Here is a 15875-nt window from a genome sequence, read left to right as displayed (position 1 = left end):
GTTTGACGATGCGCGCGCGGCGCGCTTTCTCTAGAGGGATATCAAATGGATAATGCTTCTCCCAACATCGGATCGTTTCTCGATCGCGAGTACGAAGCGGGCTTCGTGACCGAAGTCGAGTCCGTCTCCTTGCCCAAAGGCCTGAACGAAGAAACCATCAGGCAGTTGTCGGCCCGCAAGCGCGAGCCGGAGTTCATGCTGGAATGGCGGCTGCAGGCCTATCGGCGCTGGCTCGAGATGGAAACCCCCGAGTGGGCCATGGTTCACTTTCCGCCCATCGACTTCCAGGACATCGTCTATTATTCCGCGCCCAAGAGCAAGGCCGACGGCCCCAAGAGCCTGGACGAGGTCGACCCCGAACTGCTGCGCACCTACGAGAAGCTGGGCGTGCCGCTGCACGAGCGCGCGCGCCTGGCGGGCGTCGCGGTCGATGCCGTGTTCGACTCGGTGTCGGTGGCCACCACCTTTCGCAAGCAGCTGGCCGAGGTCGGAGTCATCTTCTGTTCTTTCTCCGAGGCGGTGCAAGAGCATCCGGAACTGGTGCGCAAGTACCTGGGCACGGTGGTGCCGCCCGGCGACAATTTCTACGCCGCGCTCAACTCGGCGGTGTTCTCGGACGGCTCCTTCGTGTTCATACCCAAGGGGGTGCGATGTCCGATGGAGCTGTCCACGTATTTCCGCATCAATGCGCGCGATACCGGGCAGTTCGAACGCACGCTCATCATTGCCGAAGAGGGCGCCAGCGTCAGCTATCTCGAAGGCTGCACCGCGCCCATGCGGGACGAGAACCAGCTTCACGCCGCGGTCGTCGAACTGGTTGCGCTGGACGACGCCAAGATCAAGTACTCGACGGTGCAGAACTGGTATCCGGGCGACAAGGACGGCAAGGGCGGCATCTACAACTTCGTCACCAAGCGCGGCGATTGCCGCGGCGCCCGTTCGCGCATTTCGTGGACCCAGGTGGAAACCGGTTCGGCCATTACCTGGAAATACCCGAGCGTGGTGCTGCGCGGCGACGATTCAGTGGGCGAGTTCTATTCCGTGGCCCTGAGCAATCATCGCCAGCAGGCCGACACCGGCACCAAGATGATCCACATGGGCCGCAACACCTCCAGCACCATCATCTCCAAGGGCATCTCCGCGGGCCACGGCAGCAATACCTACCGGGGCCTGGTGCGCGTCACGCCTAAGGCCGAGAACGCGCGCAACTACACGCAGTGCGACTCGCTGCTGATAGGCAAGGAATGTGCTGCCCATACGTTTCCGACCATCGAGGCGCAGAACCCCAGCGCCCACGTCGAGCACGAGGCCACCACATCGCGGGTCAGCGAGGACCAGCTGTTCTATGCGATGCAGCGCGGCTTGTCGGCCGAGGATGCGGTGTCGATGATCGTGAACGGCTTCTGCAAAGAGGTCTTCAAAGAGCTGCCCATGGAGTTCGCGGTGGAAGCACAGAAATTATTGGGCGTCAGCCTTGAAGGCAGCGTCGGCTAAGGAGAAACGTCAATGTTGGAAATCAAGGATCTTCACGTCAAGATCGGTCAAAAGGAAATACTGCGCGGGCTCGACCTATCGGTCGGAGCGGGCGAGGTCCACGCCATCATGGGTCCGAACGGATCGGGAAAGAGCACCTTGGCCCAGGTACTGGCGGGGCGTGAAAACTTCCGGATCGAAAGCGGCTCCATCAGCTGGAACGGGCGGGACCTGACCTCGATGCCGATCGAAGAGCGCGCCCGAGAGGGCCTGTTCATGGCCTTCCAGTATCCCATCGAGATACCGGGCGTATCCAACGCCTATTTCCTGCGGGCCGCGGTCAATGCCGTCCGCCGCCATCGAGGCGAAGCCGAGTTGGACGCCATGGACTTCCTCACCCTGGTCAAGGCCGAGATGAAGCAGGTGGGCATGAAAGAAGAATTCCTCTACCGTTCGGTCAACGAGGGATTCTCGGGCGGCGAGAAAAAGCGCAACGAGGTGCTGCAGATGTCGCTGTTGCAACCCAGCCTGGCGGTGCTCGACGAGACCGACTCGGGCCTGGACATCGACGCCCTGCGAGTCGTGGCTGAAGGCGTGAACCGCCTGCGCTCTCCGGATCGCGCGCTGATCGTCATCACCCATTATCAGCGCCTGCTCGACTACATCGTGCCCGACCACGTCCACGTGCTGTCCGGCGGACGCATCGCCCACTCGGGCGGGCGCGAACTGGCGCTCGAGCTTGAAGAGCGCGGCTATGGCTGGATCAAGAAGGAAGCCGTCCAGGACAAGGAGGCCAGTGCATGAGCGAGCTGCTTCAACCCTGGTTCGAGCGGGCGCAAGCCCAGCGGCCCGGCTTGCCGGGCGCGCGCGCGCCATGGCTGGCGAGCGCGCGCCAGCGGGCCCTCGATCGTTTCATGGCCGAGGGGTGGCCGACGACGCGCCACCCGGATTGGCGCCATACCTCGCTGACCTTTCTGCAGCAGCAGAAGTTCGATGGCGCGCGCGGCGCTCCAACAGGATTCGATCTCGAGACGTTGCGTCAGGGGCAGAAAGGGCATTGGATGGTCTTCGTGGACGGACGGTTCGAAGCCGGCCTGTCCCGCATCGGCAACCTTCCCGATGGAGCGCGTGTTGCGCCGCTGGCCCAGGTCCTGGCCGGCGATGCGGCGCGGCTCGAAGCCAGCTTGGGAGAGGCCGACGAAGGCGGAAGCCCGGCGGCCCTGAATCTGGCCCTGGCCGCCGACGGCGCCTATGTCGAGTTGTCGGCGCGCACATCCCTGGACGAACCTCTGCATGTCGTGCACATTGCAGCCGGCGCCGGCACGGCCAGCTTCCCGCGCAGCGTAGTGCTGCTGGGACAAGGCGCCCGCGCCACGCTGGTAGAGCACTATATCGGGCATGCGCAGTCGTCCACGCTGACCAACACCGTACTGCGCGGCAGACTCGAGCGCGATGCAAGCCTGATCCACCTGAAAGTGCAGCAAGAGCATGCAGAAGCCTTTCATCTGGCATCGGTCGACATCCAGCAGGACGAAGGCTCCGCCTACGAATCGCATTCCATATCGTTCGGCGCGCGGCTGGCCCGCAACGACATCTCGACCCGGTTCAACGGGCGCCGGTGCCATGCCTTGCTCAATGGCTTGTTCTATGCAGACGGGCGGCGCCACGTCGACCATCACACTTGCATCGACCATGCCCAGCCCGACAGCACCAGCCACGAATACTACCGAGGCATCTTGTCGGATGCCGCCCAGGGCGTGTTCACCGGTCGCATCCAGGTCAGGCAGGGCGCCGACGGCACCGACGCCGTCCAGCGTTCCGACAACCTGCTGCTGTCGCGCACCGCCCGCGTCGCCTCGCAGCCCGAGCTGGAGATCTATGCCGATGACGTCAAGTGCGCGCATGGGGCGACGGTGGGGCAGATAGACGAAGAAAGCCTGTTCTATCTGCGTTCGAGGGGCCTGTCCGAGGCGCACGCCCATGGCGTGATGACCTACGCCTTTGCGGCGCAGGCCCTTCAGCGCATTGCGCTCGAACCCATGCGCCGCCGCGTCGCCGGCACAGTGCGGGCGCTGTTGCCCGGCGGCAGCCTGCTAGGAGACATCTCATGAGTGCGAACGCATCCAGCACGATTGCGGACACGGTCCTGGACCTGGCGCACGACTTTCCCATTCTTGCGCGCCCCGTCCATGGCAAGCGCCTGGCCTATCTCGACAATGGCGCCACCACCCAGAAGCCGCTGCCGGTGATCCAGGCCGAGTCGCGCTTCTACGAGCAGTCCAACGCGAACATCCATCGCGGGGTGCATTGGCTGTCCCAGCATGCCACCGACCTGTACGAAGCAGGGCGCGCCACCGTGCGGGATTTCCTGAACGCAAGCCGCGATGACGAAATCGTCTTTACACGCGGCACCACCGAGTCCATCAATCTCGTGGCCCAGAGCTGGGGCCGGGCGAATCTCAAGGCCGGCGACGAAATCCTGATCACGGCCATGGAGCATCATTCCAACATTGTTCCGTGGCAACTGCTTTGCCATCAGACCGGCGCGCAGATCAAAGTGGCGCCCATCGACGACCGCGGCGAGCTGCTGATGGACGAATACGAAGCGCTGTTGAGTCCACGCACGCGGCTCGTCTGTGTCGCCCATGTGTCGAACGCGCTGGGCACGATCAACCCCGTAGACGAAATAGTGCGCCTGGCGCATCGGGCCGGCGCGCTCGTGTTGGTCGACGGCGCGCAGGCGGTGGCGCACCAGCCGGTGGACGTGCACGCCATGGCTTGCGACTTTTATGCGTTTTCGGCTCACAAGCTGTATGGCCCGACCGGCATCGGCGTGCTGTATGGCCGGCGCGAACTGCTGCAGGCCATGCCGCCCTGGCAGGGCGGCGGCGACATGATCCACACCGTCAGCTTCGAAGGCTCGACCTATGCCGATGCGCCGCAGCGTTTCGAAGCGGGCACCCCCAATATCGCCGGCGTGATAGGCATGGCCGCCGGCATCGACTATGTGCGGGCGGTGGGGCTGGAGCGCATCGCCGCGCACGAGCAGCGCCTGCTCGACCTAGCCACCGACGAAATATCGGCCTTGCCCGGCGTCAGGCTGATCGGAACGGCGCGGAACAAGGCGGGGATACTGTCTTTCGTCATCGACGGCATCCATCCGCACGACCTGGGCACCATCCTGGATTCCGAAGGCGTGGCCATACGGGCGGGCCATCATTGCGCCATGCCCATCATGACCCGCTACGGCATACCCGGCACCGCACGGGCCTCGTTCGCCCTGTACAACAGTACTGAAGACATCACCGCCCTGATCGGCGCCGTGCGCAAGGCGCAGGCCCTGTTCGGCATCACGGAGGCGCCATGAGCGACATGCAGCCCGACCTGCGAGAGCTTTATCAAGAAGTGATCTTCGATCACAACAGAAGCCCGCGCAACTACCACGGCATGGAACGTCCGAGCCACGTGGCGCGGGGCCACAATCCCTTGTGCGGCGACGAACTCACCGTCTATCTGCGCGTCGAGGACGGCGTGGTGGCCGAGGCCAGCTTCATGGGCCAGGGCTGCGCGATCTCCACGGCTTCGGCCTCCTTGATGACCGAAGCCGTGCGGGGCAAGCCGGTGGAAGAAGTCGAAGCCCTGTTTCGCGATTTCCACGCCATGCTGACCGAGAGCCAGCCCGAGGGGCGCGACTTCGGCAAGCTTCAGGTGCTGGCCGGCGTCAAAGAGTTTCCGGTACGGGTCAAATGCGCGACCCTGGCCTGGCACACCCTGCACAATGCACTGGTTGGCGTATCGGATACCGCCAAAACCGAATGAGGCTGTTCCATGTATCACAACAGAAAACCCAACGAAGTGGTCGTAAACCGTGACTGCCCGGCCGTTTCCGTGCCCTTCGGCGAGCCGGTCACCATCCAGGAAGGCTGCGTCGCACAGATCACCCAGCGCCTGGGAGGCAGCTACACCGTCTATGTAGAAGGCAATCTCTATCGCGTCGAAGGGCGCGACGCCGATGCGCTGGGCCTGGAGCCGGTCGAGGCGCCGGCGGTCCAGCCTTCCTCGGGGCCGGCCACGGCCGATTCGGTCGAGGCCTCGGCGCTGGAATTGCTGGCCACTTGCTACGATCCCGAGATTCCGGTGGACATCGTCAACCTGGGCCTGGTGTATCGCTGCGAAGTCCTGCCCGGCCAGGAAGAGGGCAGGTTCCGCATCGAAGTGGACATGACGCTGACCGCGCCGGGCTGCGGCATGGGCACGTTCATTGCTGAAGAAGCGCGTACCAAACTGATGTCGATCCCCGGCGTCGAAAGCGTCAGCGTCGACCTCGTCTGGGATCCGCCCTGGAGCCGGGAGATGATCAGCGAACACGGCAAACTCGAACTAGGCCTAATGTAGGATGCCGACGATCAATACACTGATGTAAGATTCAGCGTGGATGCGGCATGGTTTAATTTTCGCCCTCGTCATCCGTTATACATGTGCGAGCCCTATAGTTGCGTGCTGCAGTCTTTAGCGTAAAGGTCGGGAGGCGTTGGATATGTCGTTGCATGAGGTGGCTGGAAACCCCCGCGGGTTTTTGGACGGAAGCATCGAAGCGACCTGGTACGGCTGCCTCAAAGACATCCTGAAAGAAGGCCGGCTGGTCCCGGTATTCCAACCCATCATAGACTTGCAGGCGGGCGCCATCGTAGGCTACGAAGGCCTCATTCGGGGTCCGGCCGACGGGCCGCTGCATTCACCCGTGGACCTGTTTCGGGTGGCCGGCCAAAACGGCCTTACCGTCGAGCTAGAGATACTGTGCTGCCAGACCCTGCTGGGCCGTTTTGCGGATCTGTCCTTGCCGGGGCAGCTGTTTCTGAACATCAGCCCGCCGGCGCTGCCTCATATCGCCCGCGATGCCCGAGTGTTGGTGCGAGATCTCCAGACGCTCGGGCTGTCGCCCGACCAGATCGTATTCGAACTGACCGAGCATGCCGCCCATGACGGCGAGCGTTTTCATGGGCTGCTCGCATCGTATCGCGATGCCGGCTTTCAACTGGCGCTGGACGACCTGGGCGATGGCCACTCCAGCCTGCGCCGCTGGTCGGAGTTCAAACCGGAATACGTCAAGGTCGACCTGCACTTTGTGCAGGGCATCCATCTCGATTCTCTCAAGCAGCAGTTCCTGCGTTCGATCCGCGACATCGCGCGCGAATCCGGGGCGCTGGTGGTGGCCGAGGGCATAGAGCATCAGGAAGAGCTGGAGTATCTGGCCGCCATCGGCATCCGGGGCGGCCAGGGCTTTTACATTGCCGTGCCCAGTGCCCAGCCTTTGGTCGAGCTGCCCGAATCCCTGCTTTCGGAACTGGCCGATTACCGAGAGGCGCGCAAGCCCATCTGGACGCCTCCGGCCGGCGGCGTAGTCAACGCCGGCAAGCTGCTGCGCAACGTGCCGCATGCGGCGCCCGGCATGTCCAATGACGGTGTATGCGAACTGTTTGCCGCCCACCCCGAACTGCAATCGATCCCGGTCGTCGACCGGGGAACGCCGGTGGGCATGATATTGCGCGACGACCTCATCGGCCGCTTCGCCCGGCCGTATCAGCGCGAACTGTACGGCCGCCGAAGCTGCACGCTGTTCATGGACTCCAACCCGCCCATGGCGGACGAGTCCACCAGCCTGCAGCAGCTCAGCCACATGCTGATCGAGGCGGATCGCTCCAGGCTCATCAGCGATTTCATCATCACCAGCCAGGGACGCTATCTGGGCATAGGCACCAGCTACGATCTGCTGCGCGAACTGACCGAAGTCCAGATCATGGCGGCCAGGCACGCGAACCCGCTGACCCAGCTTCCGGGCAATGTGCCCGTTAATCTGCATATCGAACATCTGCTCGCCAGCGAAGTTCCTTTCTGCGCGTGCTACGCCGATCTGGATAATTTCAAGCCCTTCAACGATGTGTATGGCTACGTCAAGGGCGACGAGATCATCCAGATGACCGGGCGTTTGCTCAGCAGCTACGCACGCAGCCGGGATTTCGTCGGCCATATCGGCGGCGACGATTTCCTGATCCTGTGGTGCAGCCAGGATTGGGAGGCGCGCTGCCATGCACTGCTGAAGGCCTTCGGCTCGATGGTAAGCGCCTATCTGTCGGACAACGGGCTTGTCAACGGCGACGCCGACGGCGGCTATTGCGCGCGCGACAGGGCCGGCAAACAACGCTTCTTCGCCTGGCCCAGCATCTCGCTGGGCATCGTCAAGGCCCAGCCCCTGCAATACGAGAGCTACCACCAGATCGCCGCCGCGGCCGCCGAAGCCAAGGCGCTGGCGAAAAACATCAGCGGCAACAGCCTGCACATCGAACGGCGCCACAGCCACCGGCCCCATCCGGGCGGAGCCGGAGGGGCCGACATCCACCAGCTATCGGCCTGAGCACTCGGACTGGCCGCCTATACACGTCCAGCCCAGCTTGGCGCCCCGCGACACCGCGGCATACACCGCCGCGTTGCGGTTGTGAACATCCAGGCGCTGATACAGCGTTTCGGTATGAGCCTTGGCGGTGGCGACCGAGATATTCAGGTACCGGCCCACTGTCTTCATGGGATAGCCGCGCGCCAACAGCACCAGTACTTCGTATTGGCGCGGGGTAAGGCCCAGCATTTCGGATTCGGCATGCGCCTGCAGCGAAAGCTTGGATTGGCCCTGTTCGTCCTCCTTGCCTGGAAGACACGGCGTCTCGGGACGTTTCACAGCCCGCGCCTTTTGCTCCGGCGCGAGCTGTTTGCGCAGGGGAAAGCAGGTGCCGCCGGCAAGAACCAGGCGGATGGCCGCTTGCAGCACTTCGGGATCGGCGTTTTTTGGAACGTAGCCGCACACCGCAGGGGGCAGGGTGATGGAGCCCGGCAACTGGTTGTGTTCGGACAGAAGCATGATCGAGCGAGGCGCATAGGCATGCATCGCCGCGTCTATCAGATGGTTGGTGTCTTCAGCTGGCGAGATCGATAGAAGCACGAGGTCGATGTCGCGCGAATCTTGGCTGGAGTCGAACAGGCTACCGTAGTCGGCGCCTTCTATTTTGACGTCGGGGACGACGTTGGCGATGAGTTGCAGGAGACCCAGTCGGAGTATTGCATGTGGCTCCACTACTTTGATAATGGTCATGCTTGTCTTCCTACGTGCGACGTTGCATTTTCGAAGGGGTGGTTCCGCGTCTGCCCGGTTTGGCGCACAAGCATCCTGCCGTTCGCAGCAGACGGCTGTTGCACGTGGGACGTTTCTGTACTGGGCGGCCCAGCACGCGTGTTTCCCCTCTTATGGGCCGTATTATTTCGGCCTTTTCAGCGACGTCAATAATTTAAATGAATTGATATACGTAAGTAAATGAATACATTGAAAATTATATGCAACAAAATAATACAACGTTTGTGCAAAATAGTCACTTGCTTGCAGCTGGTCTTTGGGTCGAGCAATCGAATTCGTAGCGCTTCTCGGCGCCCTTGCTTTCCGTCAGGACAAGTTCGATCAGGCACTCTCCCGAAGACTGGCTGATGGCCAACCGGGGCAGGGCCACCGCCGTGCCGGCCGGCACAGTCAGCGCGCCGCCCTGGCTGACGCGGCTGCTGCCGCCGCCGTTGACTACGGTGGTGCGCAGCAGATAGCGCAGATTGGTGGAATGGCTGCTCTGCACATAAGGAACAATCACTCCCGGACGGGGCTGGGCTTGTGTTTCGAGCCATACCTGCAGGTCGGTGTCGGCGTTCATGTTGCGAGTCCTCGTGGCGTGGGCCGCGCGGTAGCGCGTCCGGGTTGTCGGGCCGGCGGGGCCGGCGGCGCTGCAAGGCCCGGTTTCTGCCGTGCATCGCCGCGCGGTCCGCCGTGTCGGTCGTCAGCGCTGCTGGATGACTCCGACGTTGTGGGAGCCCACTTGCGTGAGCGTGGCTGTATGGCCCGAGTTGGCCTGCAGGATGACCGCCTCGTTGCGATAGCCGTTCTGGTTGATGGTCGCGTTCAGAGCGCTGCCTTCCTGACGGATATAACCATCGTTGCCATGCCCGGTCTGGGTGAGACGGGCCACCACCCAGCTCCCGGAGCCTTTTTGGTACACCCCGGCCAGGTTGTCGACGCCGCCCTGGTTGATGACTGCGTCGGTGTTGCTGCCGCGCTGGGTGACCCATGCGGTGTTGTCCCAGCCCCAGTTCTGATTGATGGTGGCGTTCTGGTTGTTGCCGGGCACGGTATGGAACCAGTAGCTGGATCCGCTTTGGTCGATCGTGGCATCGCCCGCGTTGGCCGTCTGGGTGATGACGGCATTGGAATTGTTCACGTCCTGCTGAATGACCACGGCGTCGTTGCCGTAACCGTTCACCGTGATGGACGCGGTGGCGCCGTTGTTGTCGTATTGCTCGATCGACGAATCGTTCCACGAGCCGGTCTGGGAAATCGTCGCGGTATCGGCCAGCGCAGAGCCCGCGCCGAACACCAAGCCGATGCCCAGGGCAAGAGCGGATAGTTTGAAAGTCATAGTGTTTCTCCTCATGATGAAGACCGGGAATACTTCACGGCACCCGGCGGTCTCCAGAACCGGGCCCGATCACAACTCGGTCCGCCTCATTCAACGCGGTCGGTCGCCGTCGCGGTGGAAGCCGCGACGGTCGGAGCCTGCGCGGCATCGAGCGGTTGGGCGTAATTGGCCTCGGCGTGCAGATAGTTCTGAATGATCGGCGAGTTCCAGTCGTCGGGGTTTTTCAGGGCCCAGTTGCTGTCCTTCAATCCCTGCACCGTCAGGTGCACCACGGCGGCCTCGATGGCTTCCTTGACGCACAGCTGGGCCGGTTCGTTCTGGGTGATGCCGCCTTCTATTTCAAGCAGATCCTTGAAGTTGACGAACTTGAAGACGCTGGGTCTGACTTCGTAGGAAAAAATCGTCTTGGTGGTGGACACGGTCTGCAGCACGCGGCCGGTGCGGATGTCCACGCTGCGCAGACCCACCGTCACCTGGTCCATACGGTATTGCGTGGACAGGCCTATGCCAAGAAAACGCGCCCCGGCTCCTCCCGTTCTGATGTTGCTTTCGTAGGAGATGATGCCGCCGTCTATCAATATGGAGGCCGGCATCAGGGCGGGAATGCTGATCTGAGGCGTATTCTTGTCCTGCGAACCGTCCAGGGCGCGCACGATGCGCCGCTCGGTCAGCAATTCCTGCAGGCTTTCACGCTCGACAGGGGTGAACCAGCCCGAATCCTTCAGTGCCTTGACGAGCATGGAGGCGGCGCCCTGCGTCACCGAGGTGGAGAAGGAGCTGTCGGGCGAAGGCTTGTACTGGCCGGTCTGGTCGCGAAAGCCATAGACCGCCACCACGATCCTGCCCTTGGGCTCGGGCAGCTTGAGCAGATCATGGGTGGAGGGCGTGGCAGGCGTCAGCTGGGCCGCGTTGCCGACGTCCACCGGTTCACGGTAGGACGCGCAAGCGGTCAGCGCCCCGCAAGCGGCGATCAGGATGCCGGCCCTCAGGCCGCGGAGCGGATGCACGGCGTTCGTGCGGCGGGCGGGCGCTTTCATTGTCCCACCTGGAAAGTGGTTGAGCCGCCCGTCACCTTGTCGATCGTCGTGATCGACAGCAGGCCGCCACCGATATCGACGATGTTGATGGTGAAATTGTCGGTCTCCAGGTTGCCCGGAATCAGCTTGCCGTCCTCTCCCACGATGCGCGAGGTGGCCGAAGCGGCCAGGCGGCCGAGGATGGAGCGTTCGAGCGTGTCCTGGAATATCTGCAGGGGCGACTGCTGGGAGTTGCCGTACAGCTCGTCATCGGCGTCCGGATCGGTATGCTTGTTGGTCGCCAGCGCCGAATTGAGCAGCACGGGCCCGTTCAGCGGGCTGCCGCCGAAGGACGGATTGAGCGGAAAGTACACCAGCTCGGTGGCGCAGGCCGTTGGGCCGGCAAGCGCGGCGGCCAACGCCGCTGCGGCATATAGCGCCGCGCCGCGTGGTTTGCGTGTGGTTTTCATTTAGAGCTCCTCTTCTCCAAGGTCCTGACTTTGAACCAGCATCCGCTGGATGTCGCTGTTGACCACGTTCTCGTAGACGAGTTCGGCGGCTTGTTCGCCGATCTCCTTGGCCGCTTGCCGGGCGGGCGACAGAAACATGTGGAATACCCGTCCCTGGCGGTACTGCACCCAGATTTCGCTCCCCCAGCGTGCCGAAGGGCGTTCATATACGGAGATCGAATAGCGGTGGTCGCCGTCCTTTTCGCGCCAGGCCCGGGCGAAGTACCGGTAGAAGTCGTTGCCCAGGACCGTGACCGTACGGTTCACCACGATGCCGCCGAGGGGGTCGTCCAGCACGCTTTTCTCAGGCTTGGAATGCAGCAGGTCGCTGTCCAGCTGAGCGCTAGCCGCATAGGCCGCCACCCAGCTGAGGGCCAGCAGCGCCGCCTGACAATGCTTGATCCAGCGAGTCATTTCCTGCCCCCTCTCGCGTTTACAAAAGAAAGGTGTTATTACTTGTGGAAACCGTATGTTCATAATAAAGAGCCACTTGCCTACGGACATGAGACGTATGCCCTATGCGGCGGCAGCCATACGGCCTACGTCTTTTCCGCCGCGCAAGCCGGCCCGGCGGCCTACGCCGAAAGGCGTATTGCGGAGGTGTCGGCGCTTTCCCAGCGGCTGATTTCCCCGTCTTCGGCGTGGTGTATGACCAGCAGCCGGCTGAGCCGGATGTCTTCCAGCTGGGCTCCCGACAGCGCAAAGCGCTCGGCCTGCGACACGTCGTCCATCGGCACGCGCGACTGCGGTGCGCTGCGGGTCAGGCGCTTGCGATAAGTGCCCCACAGCATCAGCAGCAGCGCGTTGATGGCTGCGATCGTCACGTACAGCAGCAATACCAGCGTGGTGGATGCCGGCTGGCCCATCACCGAAAATTCGAGACTATGGTCGGTGCCGTTCGCGACCGAGATCAGCCCGGCGGTGATCAGGTAGCTGAAAGCCAGCCAGCCCGCGCAGGTAAGCAGGGTATCGAGCAGTAAAATGGTACGGGGACGTTGGGTACGGATGATGGGCGTCATGACAACTCCTTGATGCCGCGATCCGGACTGGTCCACCGGGCGCGCCGGCGGCGGATGCGCAGCATGACTTTTGGAAAACTAACGAGGGTGGTGCACAGGTTGATGAGCCAGTACACGAATGGATACCAGACAATCCAAAAGAGGGAACGGGAGATATTGGGCTCGTAGCGCCGTTCGATGAAGACGCTGATCCCGAACTGCAGCAGGCAGGTCACGGCCAGCACCATGCCTGTGAAAGAGGGCGGCCATACGCGCGATACTCGCAAGGCCGGGTCCATGTCGACGAACTGCCCGACGACCCACAGCACGATCGTCATGGCCATGGCAAAAGCCCAGATGGTCGACAGCATGAACTCGATCATCAGAGGCCAGAGGCGCCGGTGCCGCCAGCTCCATAGCAGCGAAATATTCTTCAGCAGGACTTCGGCGCCGCCCTGCGCCCAGCGCAGGCGCTGCTTCCAGAGGCCGCGCAGGGTTTCGGGCATCAGTATCCAGCACAGCGCGCGCGGCTCGAAGAAGACCAGCCATTGATTGCGCTGCAGCTTCCAGGTGATGTCGATGTCCTCGGTGATCATGTCCAGGCTCCAGTAGCCGACGTCGTCCAGCGCCCGCCGCCGGAAGGCGGTGACCACGCCCGAAACGCTGAAGATCTGGCCATAGACGCGCTGTGTGCGCTTGATCAGTCCGATGATGGAAGAGAACTCGCCCACCTGTATGCGGCCCACCAGGGTCGAGCGCGTGCGGATGCGCGGATTGCCCGTCACGGCGCCCACGCGCGGCCGCCCCAGCATGGGCGCCACGAGGTAGGCCACCGCGTCCGGCTCGAGCATGGCGTCGCCGTCGATGCAGACGATGTACTCGCCGCGCGCCGCCATCGCACCCATGCGCAGCGCCATGGCCTTGCCCTGGTTGCGGGCCAGATGAATGATGCGCAGCGTCGGATGCAGGGCGGCGAGTTCGTCGAACATCTGGGCCGTGCTGTCGGTGGAGCCGTCGTTCACCGCGATGACTTCGATGTGGCCATAGCGCTGTCCGAGCGCGGCAAGAATGGCTTCCCCGCCGTGGGATGCTTCGTTGTAGCAGGGAATCACGATGGTGATGAGAGGGTTGCCGGGCAGCACCGGCGCGATCTTGCCCGGCGCCCATGGCCAGCGCTTTTCCCACACCAGCCAGAAGTACAGCCCGCCGGCCATCCAGATGCCCGCCATGAAGAGCGGATAAAAGAACACGAAGCTCAGCAGCACGGTGGTCGTCAGTGCAAAGGTCAGGCCGATCGGGATGCCGATGGCGATGCACAGGATCAGCAGGGCGGTCAGACGGACTCTCATTGGAAGGGATGCCAATTGTTGGAAAGGAAGGGCCGGATGACTTCCAGGCGCGGTTCGTCCTGCACGAAGTCGTCGGGGTAGTAGCCCAGATTGCGGGCGCCATTCAATTGCAGCCATTGCATCCATTCGGCGAGCAGGGCGGAATCGATATGGCCGCCGTCCGATCCGTCCGGGTTCTCGCGCCAGTCCCGCGCCTGCAGCTCGAAAATGGTGCGATCCAGCGCGCCGGGACGCCGGGCCACTTCCTCGACCATGCGCTTCAGCCAGCCCTTGCTGTCTCGGGCCGACACGCCTTCCATCCAGGGCATGGCCATGGGCGCGGTCCAATCGTAGGCAGTCAGAAAATCATCCAGGTTCTGAGCGAACCAGGCCTCGCTTTTCGGATCGACCACGGGCGAGGCGAACATGTTGCGGGCGGTCTCGACCTGCGGTCCGCGCAGCGCGCGCACATGCTGGGCCAGGGTCTCGGTGAAGTCGACCAGTTGGCGGCTCTTGAAGCGCGTCCAGCGCTGCAGGGTCGCCGGGTCCGAGCGTATCTGTTCGATCGAGTCGCCCAGGCCCGCGGCGCGGTAGGCGGCCAGGGCCGAGGGACTGGCGTCCTCGAAGTCGGAAAGCAGGGCATCGTCGTGAAACAGGATGCCGGCAAAGATCGCATTGCGCGACAGGTCTTCGTAGAGATCGATGATCTGCTGCCGGGCCCGCGGGTCGAAGGGCGAAAGCCGCTGATACTGGTCGGGATCCACGCGCGCCTGCCCGTCCTCCGGATACCAGCGGGTGACTCTTTCCAGCTCAGGGTCCAGCTGGAAGCTCAGTACGGGCATCCAGGCGAATACCTCGACGAACGCGCGGCTGCGTAACTGCCAGGCTGCGCGATTGAACAGGTCTGCCCGCATGGGCAGGTGGCGATTGGGGAAATAAACCTCGCGCACCAGGCCGTCTCCGCTGGGGTCGGCGAAGGCCTGCAGGAAGACGGCGCTGATGCCCATGTTGGCTACGCGCTGCACGAGCTTGCCCAGATTGCGTTCCATCTGCTCGGGATCGTCGTCGTAGACATAGTCCAGGTCGACATGGGCGATACGCATTTCAGGCGCGTCCTCCATGCCGATGACGGTCTGGGCGAAGGTCTGAAGCGTGGGATCGGCGGACACCAGCAGCCGCGGCATGCTCATGATGTCGTCGAGAGAGGCCAGCCTATTGCTCAGGTTCAGAGCCATCTGATAGCCGTTTTCCTGCACGATCTTGAGCGCGGGGCCGCTCGCTTCGCCATAGGGCCACACCCACACCCTCGGCTTCTTGCCGGTCGCGCGCCTGATTTTTTCGGTGATGCGCTGGACGTCGCGGCGCACGCGGTCTTCGTAGGCCGCGTCGCTTTCATAGCTGCTGCTGGCGGCGTCATAGGCGCGCGCCGCGGCGGCGGGCTGCAGATTGCCCTGGGGATTGGCCACGATGCCGTAGTGCAGGGCATCGGTGTGCGCGCCGATCTCCACCAGACCCGACCGCGCGATCTCGGTCACCTGTTCCCAGGTCAGAAAGCGGCTGCGCTCCACCATCTTGCCTCCGAAATCGACGCTGCTGTCGTCGGGCGTGTCGACCCACGAGCCGACGGGCGCCAGGACGGCGGGCCATTGAAAGGCACGCAGCAGCGGCAGAACACGGGTGTAGAAGCTGCGGTAGCCGTCGTCGAAGGTCAGCAATACAGCCTGATCGGGCAGGGGCGGCCCGCCGCGCTTGGCCGCCAGGATCTGGTCGACGGAGACGGGCTGATAGCCGTTGTCGCGCAGCCAGGAAAACTGCTCGACCAGATGATCGGTGCGCACGGACACGAAGGACTGGTCGGGGTCTTCGTCCTCGACGTCGTGATAGGCCAGTACCAGATAGTGGTTGCGCGGCCATGGCTGCTCCGATTTTTCCAAGGGGCGTTGTTCGGGGGGGACGAAGGCCGGGCGCTGACCCGCGCAGCCCGCCATGGCGAGCAGGGCGCAGAACATGAAGGCGAGGCAGGACAGACGGGTCGAATAGGCAGCCATCT

General features: G+C 63.2%; 16 protein-coding genes. 7 read left to right on the top strand and 9 right to left on the bottom strand.

Annotated features, from left to right (window positions below; translation table 11 throughout):
* Positions 1-45: 45 nt before the first annotated feature.
* The 7 genes from sufB (at position 46) to CSC67_RS18660 (ending at position 7885) form a co-directional block, all read left to right on the top strand.
* Positions 46-1494, top strand: coding sequence for a Fe-S cluster assembly protein SufB (sufB, locus tag CSC67_RS18690; protein ID WP_118995972.1), 1449 nt, complete (start codon positions 46-48; stop codon positions 1492-1494).
* 12 nt (positions 1495-1506) lie between these two features.
* Positions 1507-2277, top strand: coding sequence for a Fe-S cluster assembly ATPase SufC (sufC, locus tag CSC67_RS18685; RefSeq protein WP_118995971.1), 771 nt, complete (start codon positions 1507-1509; stop codon positions 2275-2277).
* Positions 2274-3584 carry a Fe-S cluster assembly protein SufD gene (gene sufD / locus CSC67_RS18680; RefSeq protein ID WP_118995970.1) on the top strand — a complete coding sequence of 437 codons (1311 nt, stop codon included), beginning with the start codon at positions 2274-2276 and terminating at the stop codon, positions 3582-3584. The genes sufC and sufD overlap by 4 nt, the downstream gene beginning before the upstream one ends.
* Positions 3581-4840: an aminotransferase class V-fold PLP-dependent enzyme gene (locus CSC67_RS18675; protein ID WP_118995969.1), complete on the top strand. Its 1260-nt coding sequence runs from the start codon at positions 3581-3583 to the stop codon at positions 4838-4840. The genes sufD and CSC67_RS18675 overlap by 4 nt, the downstream gene beginning before the upstream one ends.
* Positions 4837-5292, top strand: coding sequence for a Fe-S cluster assembly sulfur transfer protein SufU (sufU, locus tag CSC67_RS18670; RefSeq protein ID WP_118995968.1), 456 nt, complete (start codon positions 4837-4839; stop codon positions 5290-5292). Before CSC67_RS18675 ends, sufU begins: the two co-directional genes overlap by 4 nt.
* A 9-nt stretch (positions 5293-5301) precedes the next feature.
* A complete protein-coding gene (sufT, locus tag CSC67_RS18665) occupies positions 5302-5868 on the top strand; it encodes a putative Fe-S cluster assembly protein SufT (RefSeq protein ID WP_118995967.1) in 567 nt (188 codons plus the stop codon).
* A 142-nt stretch (positions 5869-6010) separates the two neighbouring features.
* Complete coding sequence (locus tag CSC67_RS18660) at positions 6011-7885, top strand: GGDEF domain-containing protein (RefSeq protein ID WP_118995966.1); 1875 nt, start codon at positions 6011-6013, stop codon at positions 7883-7885.
* On the opposite strand, the gene CSC67_RS18655 is transcribed toward CSC67_RS18660, so the two are convergent.
* The 9 genes from CSC67_RS18655 to pgaB form a co-directional block, all read right to left on the bottom strand.
* The gene (locus tag CSC67_RS18655; RefSeq protein ID WP_118995965.1) at positions 7874-8614 is read right to left on the bottom strand and encodes a response regulator transcription factor; all 741 of its coding nucleotides are present in this window, start codon (positions 8612-8614) and stop codon (positions 7874-7876) included. The genes CSC67_RS18660 and CSC67_RS18655 overlap by 12 nt on opposite strands.
* A 274-nt stretch (positions 8615-8888) precedes the next feature.
* Positions 8889-9215 (bottom strand): curli-like amyloid fiber formation chaperone CsgH, encoded by a 327-nt coding sequence (gene csgH, locus CSC67_RS18650; protein ID WP_118995964.1) that lies wholly within the window; start codon positions 9213-9215, stop codon positions 8889-8891.
* Between the two features lie 123 nt (positions 9216-9338).
* Positions 9339-9974, bottom strand: a complete 636-nt coding sequence (locus CSC67_RS18645) for a hypothetical protein (RefSeq protein ID WP_167752961.1) — start codon at positions 9972-9974, stop codon at positions 9339-9341.
* 86 nt (positions 9975-10060) lie between these two features.
* Complete coding sequence (locus CSC67_RS18640; RefSeq protein ID WP_118995962.1) at positions 10061-11011, bottom strand: CsgG/HfaB family protein; 951 nt, start codon at positions 11009-11011, stop codon at positions 10061-10063.
* Positions 11008-11460 carry a curli assembly protein CsgF gene (locus tag CSC67_RS18635; protein WP_118995961.1) on the bottom strand — a complete coding sequence of 151 codons (453 nt, stop codon included), beginning with the start codon at positions 11458-11460 and terminating at the stop codon, positions 11008-11010. Before CSC67_RS18635 ends, CSC67_RS18640 begins: the two co-directional genes overlap by 4 nt.
* Positions 11461-11913, bottom strand: a complete 453-nt coding sequence (locus CSC67_RS18630; protein WP_118995960.1) for a curli production assembly/transport protein CsgE — start codon at positions 11911-11913, stop codon at positions 11461-11463. It abuts the gene before it with no gap.
* Between the two features lie 161 nt (positions 11914-12074).
* The gene (pgaD, locus tag CSC67_RS18625) at positions 12075-12518 is read right to left on the bottom strand and encodes a poly-beta-1,6-N-acetyl-D-glucosamine biosynthesis protein PgaD (RefSeq protein WP_118995959.1); all 444 of its coding nucleotides are present in this window, start codon (positions 12516-12518) and stop codon (positions 12075-12077) included.
* Entirely contained in the window at positions 12515-13846 is a 1332-nt protein-coding gene (gene pgaC, locus CSC67_RS18620; RefSeq protein ID WP_118995958.1) for a poly-beta-1,6-N-acetyl-D-glucosamine synthase, read from the bottom strand. The genes pgaD and pgaC overlap by 4 nt, the downstream gene beginning before the upstream one ends.
* Positions 13843-15873: a poly-beta-1,6-N-acetyl-D-glucosamine N-deacetylase PgaB gene (gene pgaB / locus CSC67_RS18615; RefSeq protein ID WP_118995957.1), complete on the bottom strand. Its 2031-nt coding sequence runs from the start codon at positions 15871-15873 to the stop codon at positions 13843-13845. The genes pgaC and pgaB overlap by 4 nt, the downstream gene beginning before the upstream one ends.
* Between the last annotated feature and the right edge of the window lie 2 nt (positions 15874-15875).

This window comes from Pusillimonas caeni (genome assembly GCF_003545815.1).
Taxonomy (GTDB): Bacteria; Pseudomonadota; Gammaproteobacteria; order Burkholderiales; family Burkholderiaceae_B; genus Pusillimonas; species Pusillimonas caeni.
This window is presented reverse-complemented; position numbering and strand designations above follow the sequence as displayed.

What these genes read in the sequence shown, in the direction of transcription:
- sufB (WP_118995972.1), top strand. Translation starts at nt 46, where the DNA reads ATGGATAATGCTTCTCCCAACATCGGATCGTTTCTCGATCGCGAGTAC.
- CSC67_RS18630 (WP_118995960.1), bottom strand. Translation starts at nt 11,913, where the DNA reads ATGACTCGCTGGATCAAGCATTGTCAGGCGGCGCTGCTGGCCCTCAGC.
- CSC67_RS18635 (WP_118995961.1), bottom strand. Translation starts at nt 11,460, where the DNA reads ATGAAAACCACACGCAAACCACGCGGCGCGGCGCTATATGCCGCAGCG.
- CSC67_RS18655 (WP_118995965.1), bottom strand. Translation starts at nt 8,614, where the DNA reads ATGACCATTATCAAAGTAGTGGAGCCACATGCAATACTCCGACTGGGT.
- sufD (WP_118995970.1), top strand. Translation starts at nt 2,274, where the DNA reads ATGAGCGAGCTGCTTCAACCCTGGTTCGAGCGGGCGCAAGCCCAGCGG.
- CSC67_RS18675 (WP_118995969.1), top strand. Translation starts at nt 3,581, where the DNA reads ATGAGTGCGAACGCATCCAGCACGATTGCGGACACGGTCCTGGACCTG.
- CSC67_RS18640 (WP_118995962.1), bottom strand. Translation starts at nt 11,011, where the DNA reads ATGAAAGCGCCCGCCCGCCGCACGAACGCCGTGCATCCGCTCCGCGGC.
- CSC67_RS18660 (WP_118995966.1), top strand. Translation starts at nt 6,011, where the DNA reads ATGTCGTTGCATGAGGTGGCTGGAAACCCCCGCGGGTTTTTGGACGGA.
- sufT (WP_118995967.1), top strand. Translation starts at nt 5,302, where the DNA reads ATGTATCACAACAGAAAACCCAACGAAGTGGTCGTAAACCGTGACTGC.
- csgH (WP_118995964.1), bottom strand. Translation starts at nt 9,215, where the DNA reads ATGAACGCCGACACCGACCTGCAGGTATGGCTCGAAACACAAGCCCAG.
- sufC (WP_118995971.1), top strand. Translation starts at nt 1,507, where the DNA reads ATGTTGGAAATCAAGGATCTTCACGTCAAGATCGGTCAAAAGGAAATA.
- pgaB (WP_118995957.1), bottom strand. Translation starts at nt 15,873, where the DNA reads ATGGCTGCCTATTCGACCCGTCTGTCCTGCCTCGCCTTCATGTTCTGC.
- pgaC (WP_118995958.1), bottom strand. Translation starts at nt 13,846, where the DNA reads ATGAGAGTCCGTCTGACCGCCCTGCTGATCCTGTGCATCGCCATCGGC.
- pgaD (WP_118995959.1), bottom strand. Translation starts at nt 12,518, where the DNA reads ATGACGCCCATCATCCGTACCCAACGTCCCCGTACCATTTTACTGCTC.
- CSC67_RS18645 (WP_167752961.1), bottom strand. Translation starts at nt 9,974, where the DNA reads ATGACTTTCAAACTATCCGCTCTTGCCCTGGGCATCGGCTTGGTGTTC.
- sufU (WP_118995968.1), top strand. Translation starts at nt 4,837, where the DNA reads ATGAGCGACATGCAGCCCGACCTGCGAGAGCTTTATCAAGAAGTGATC.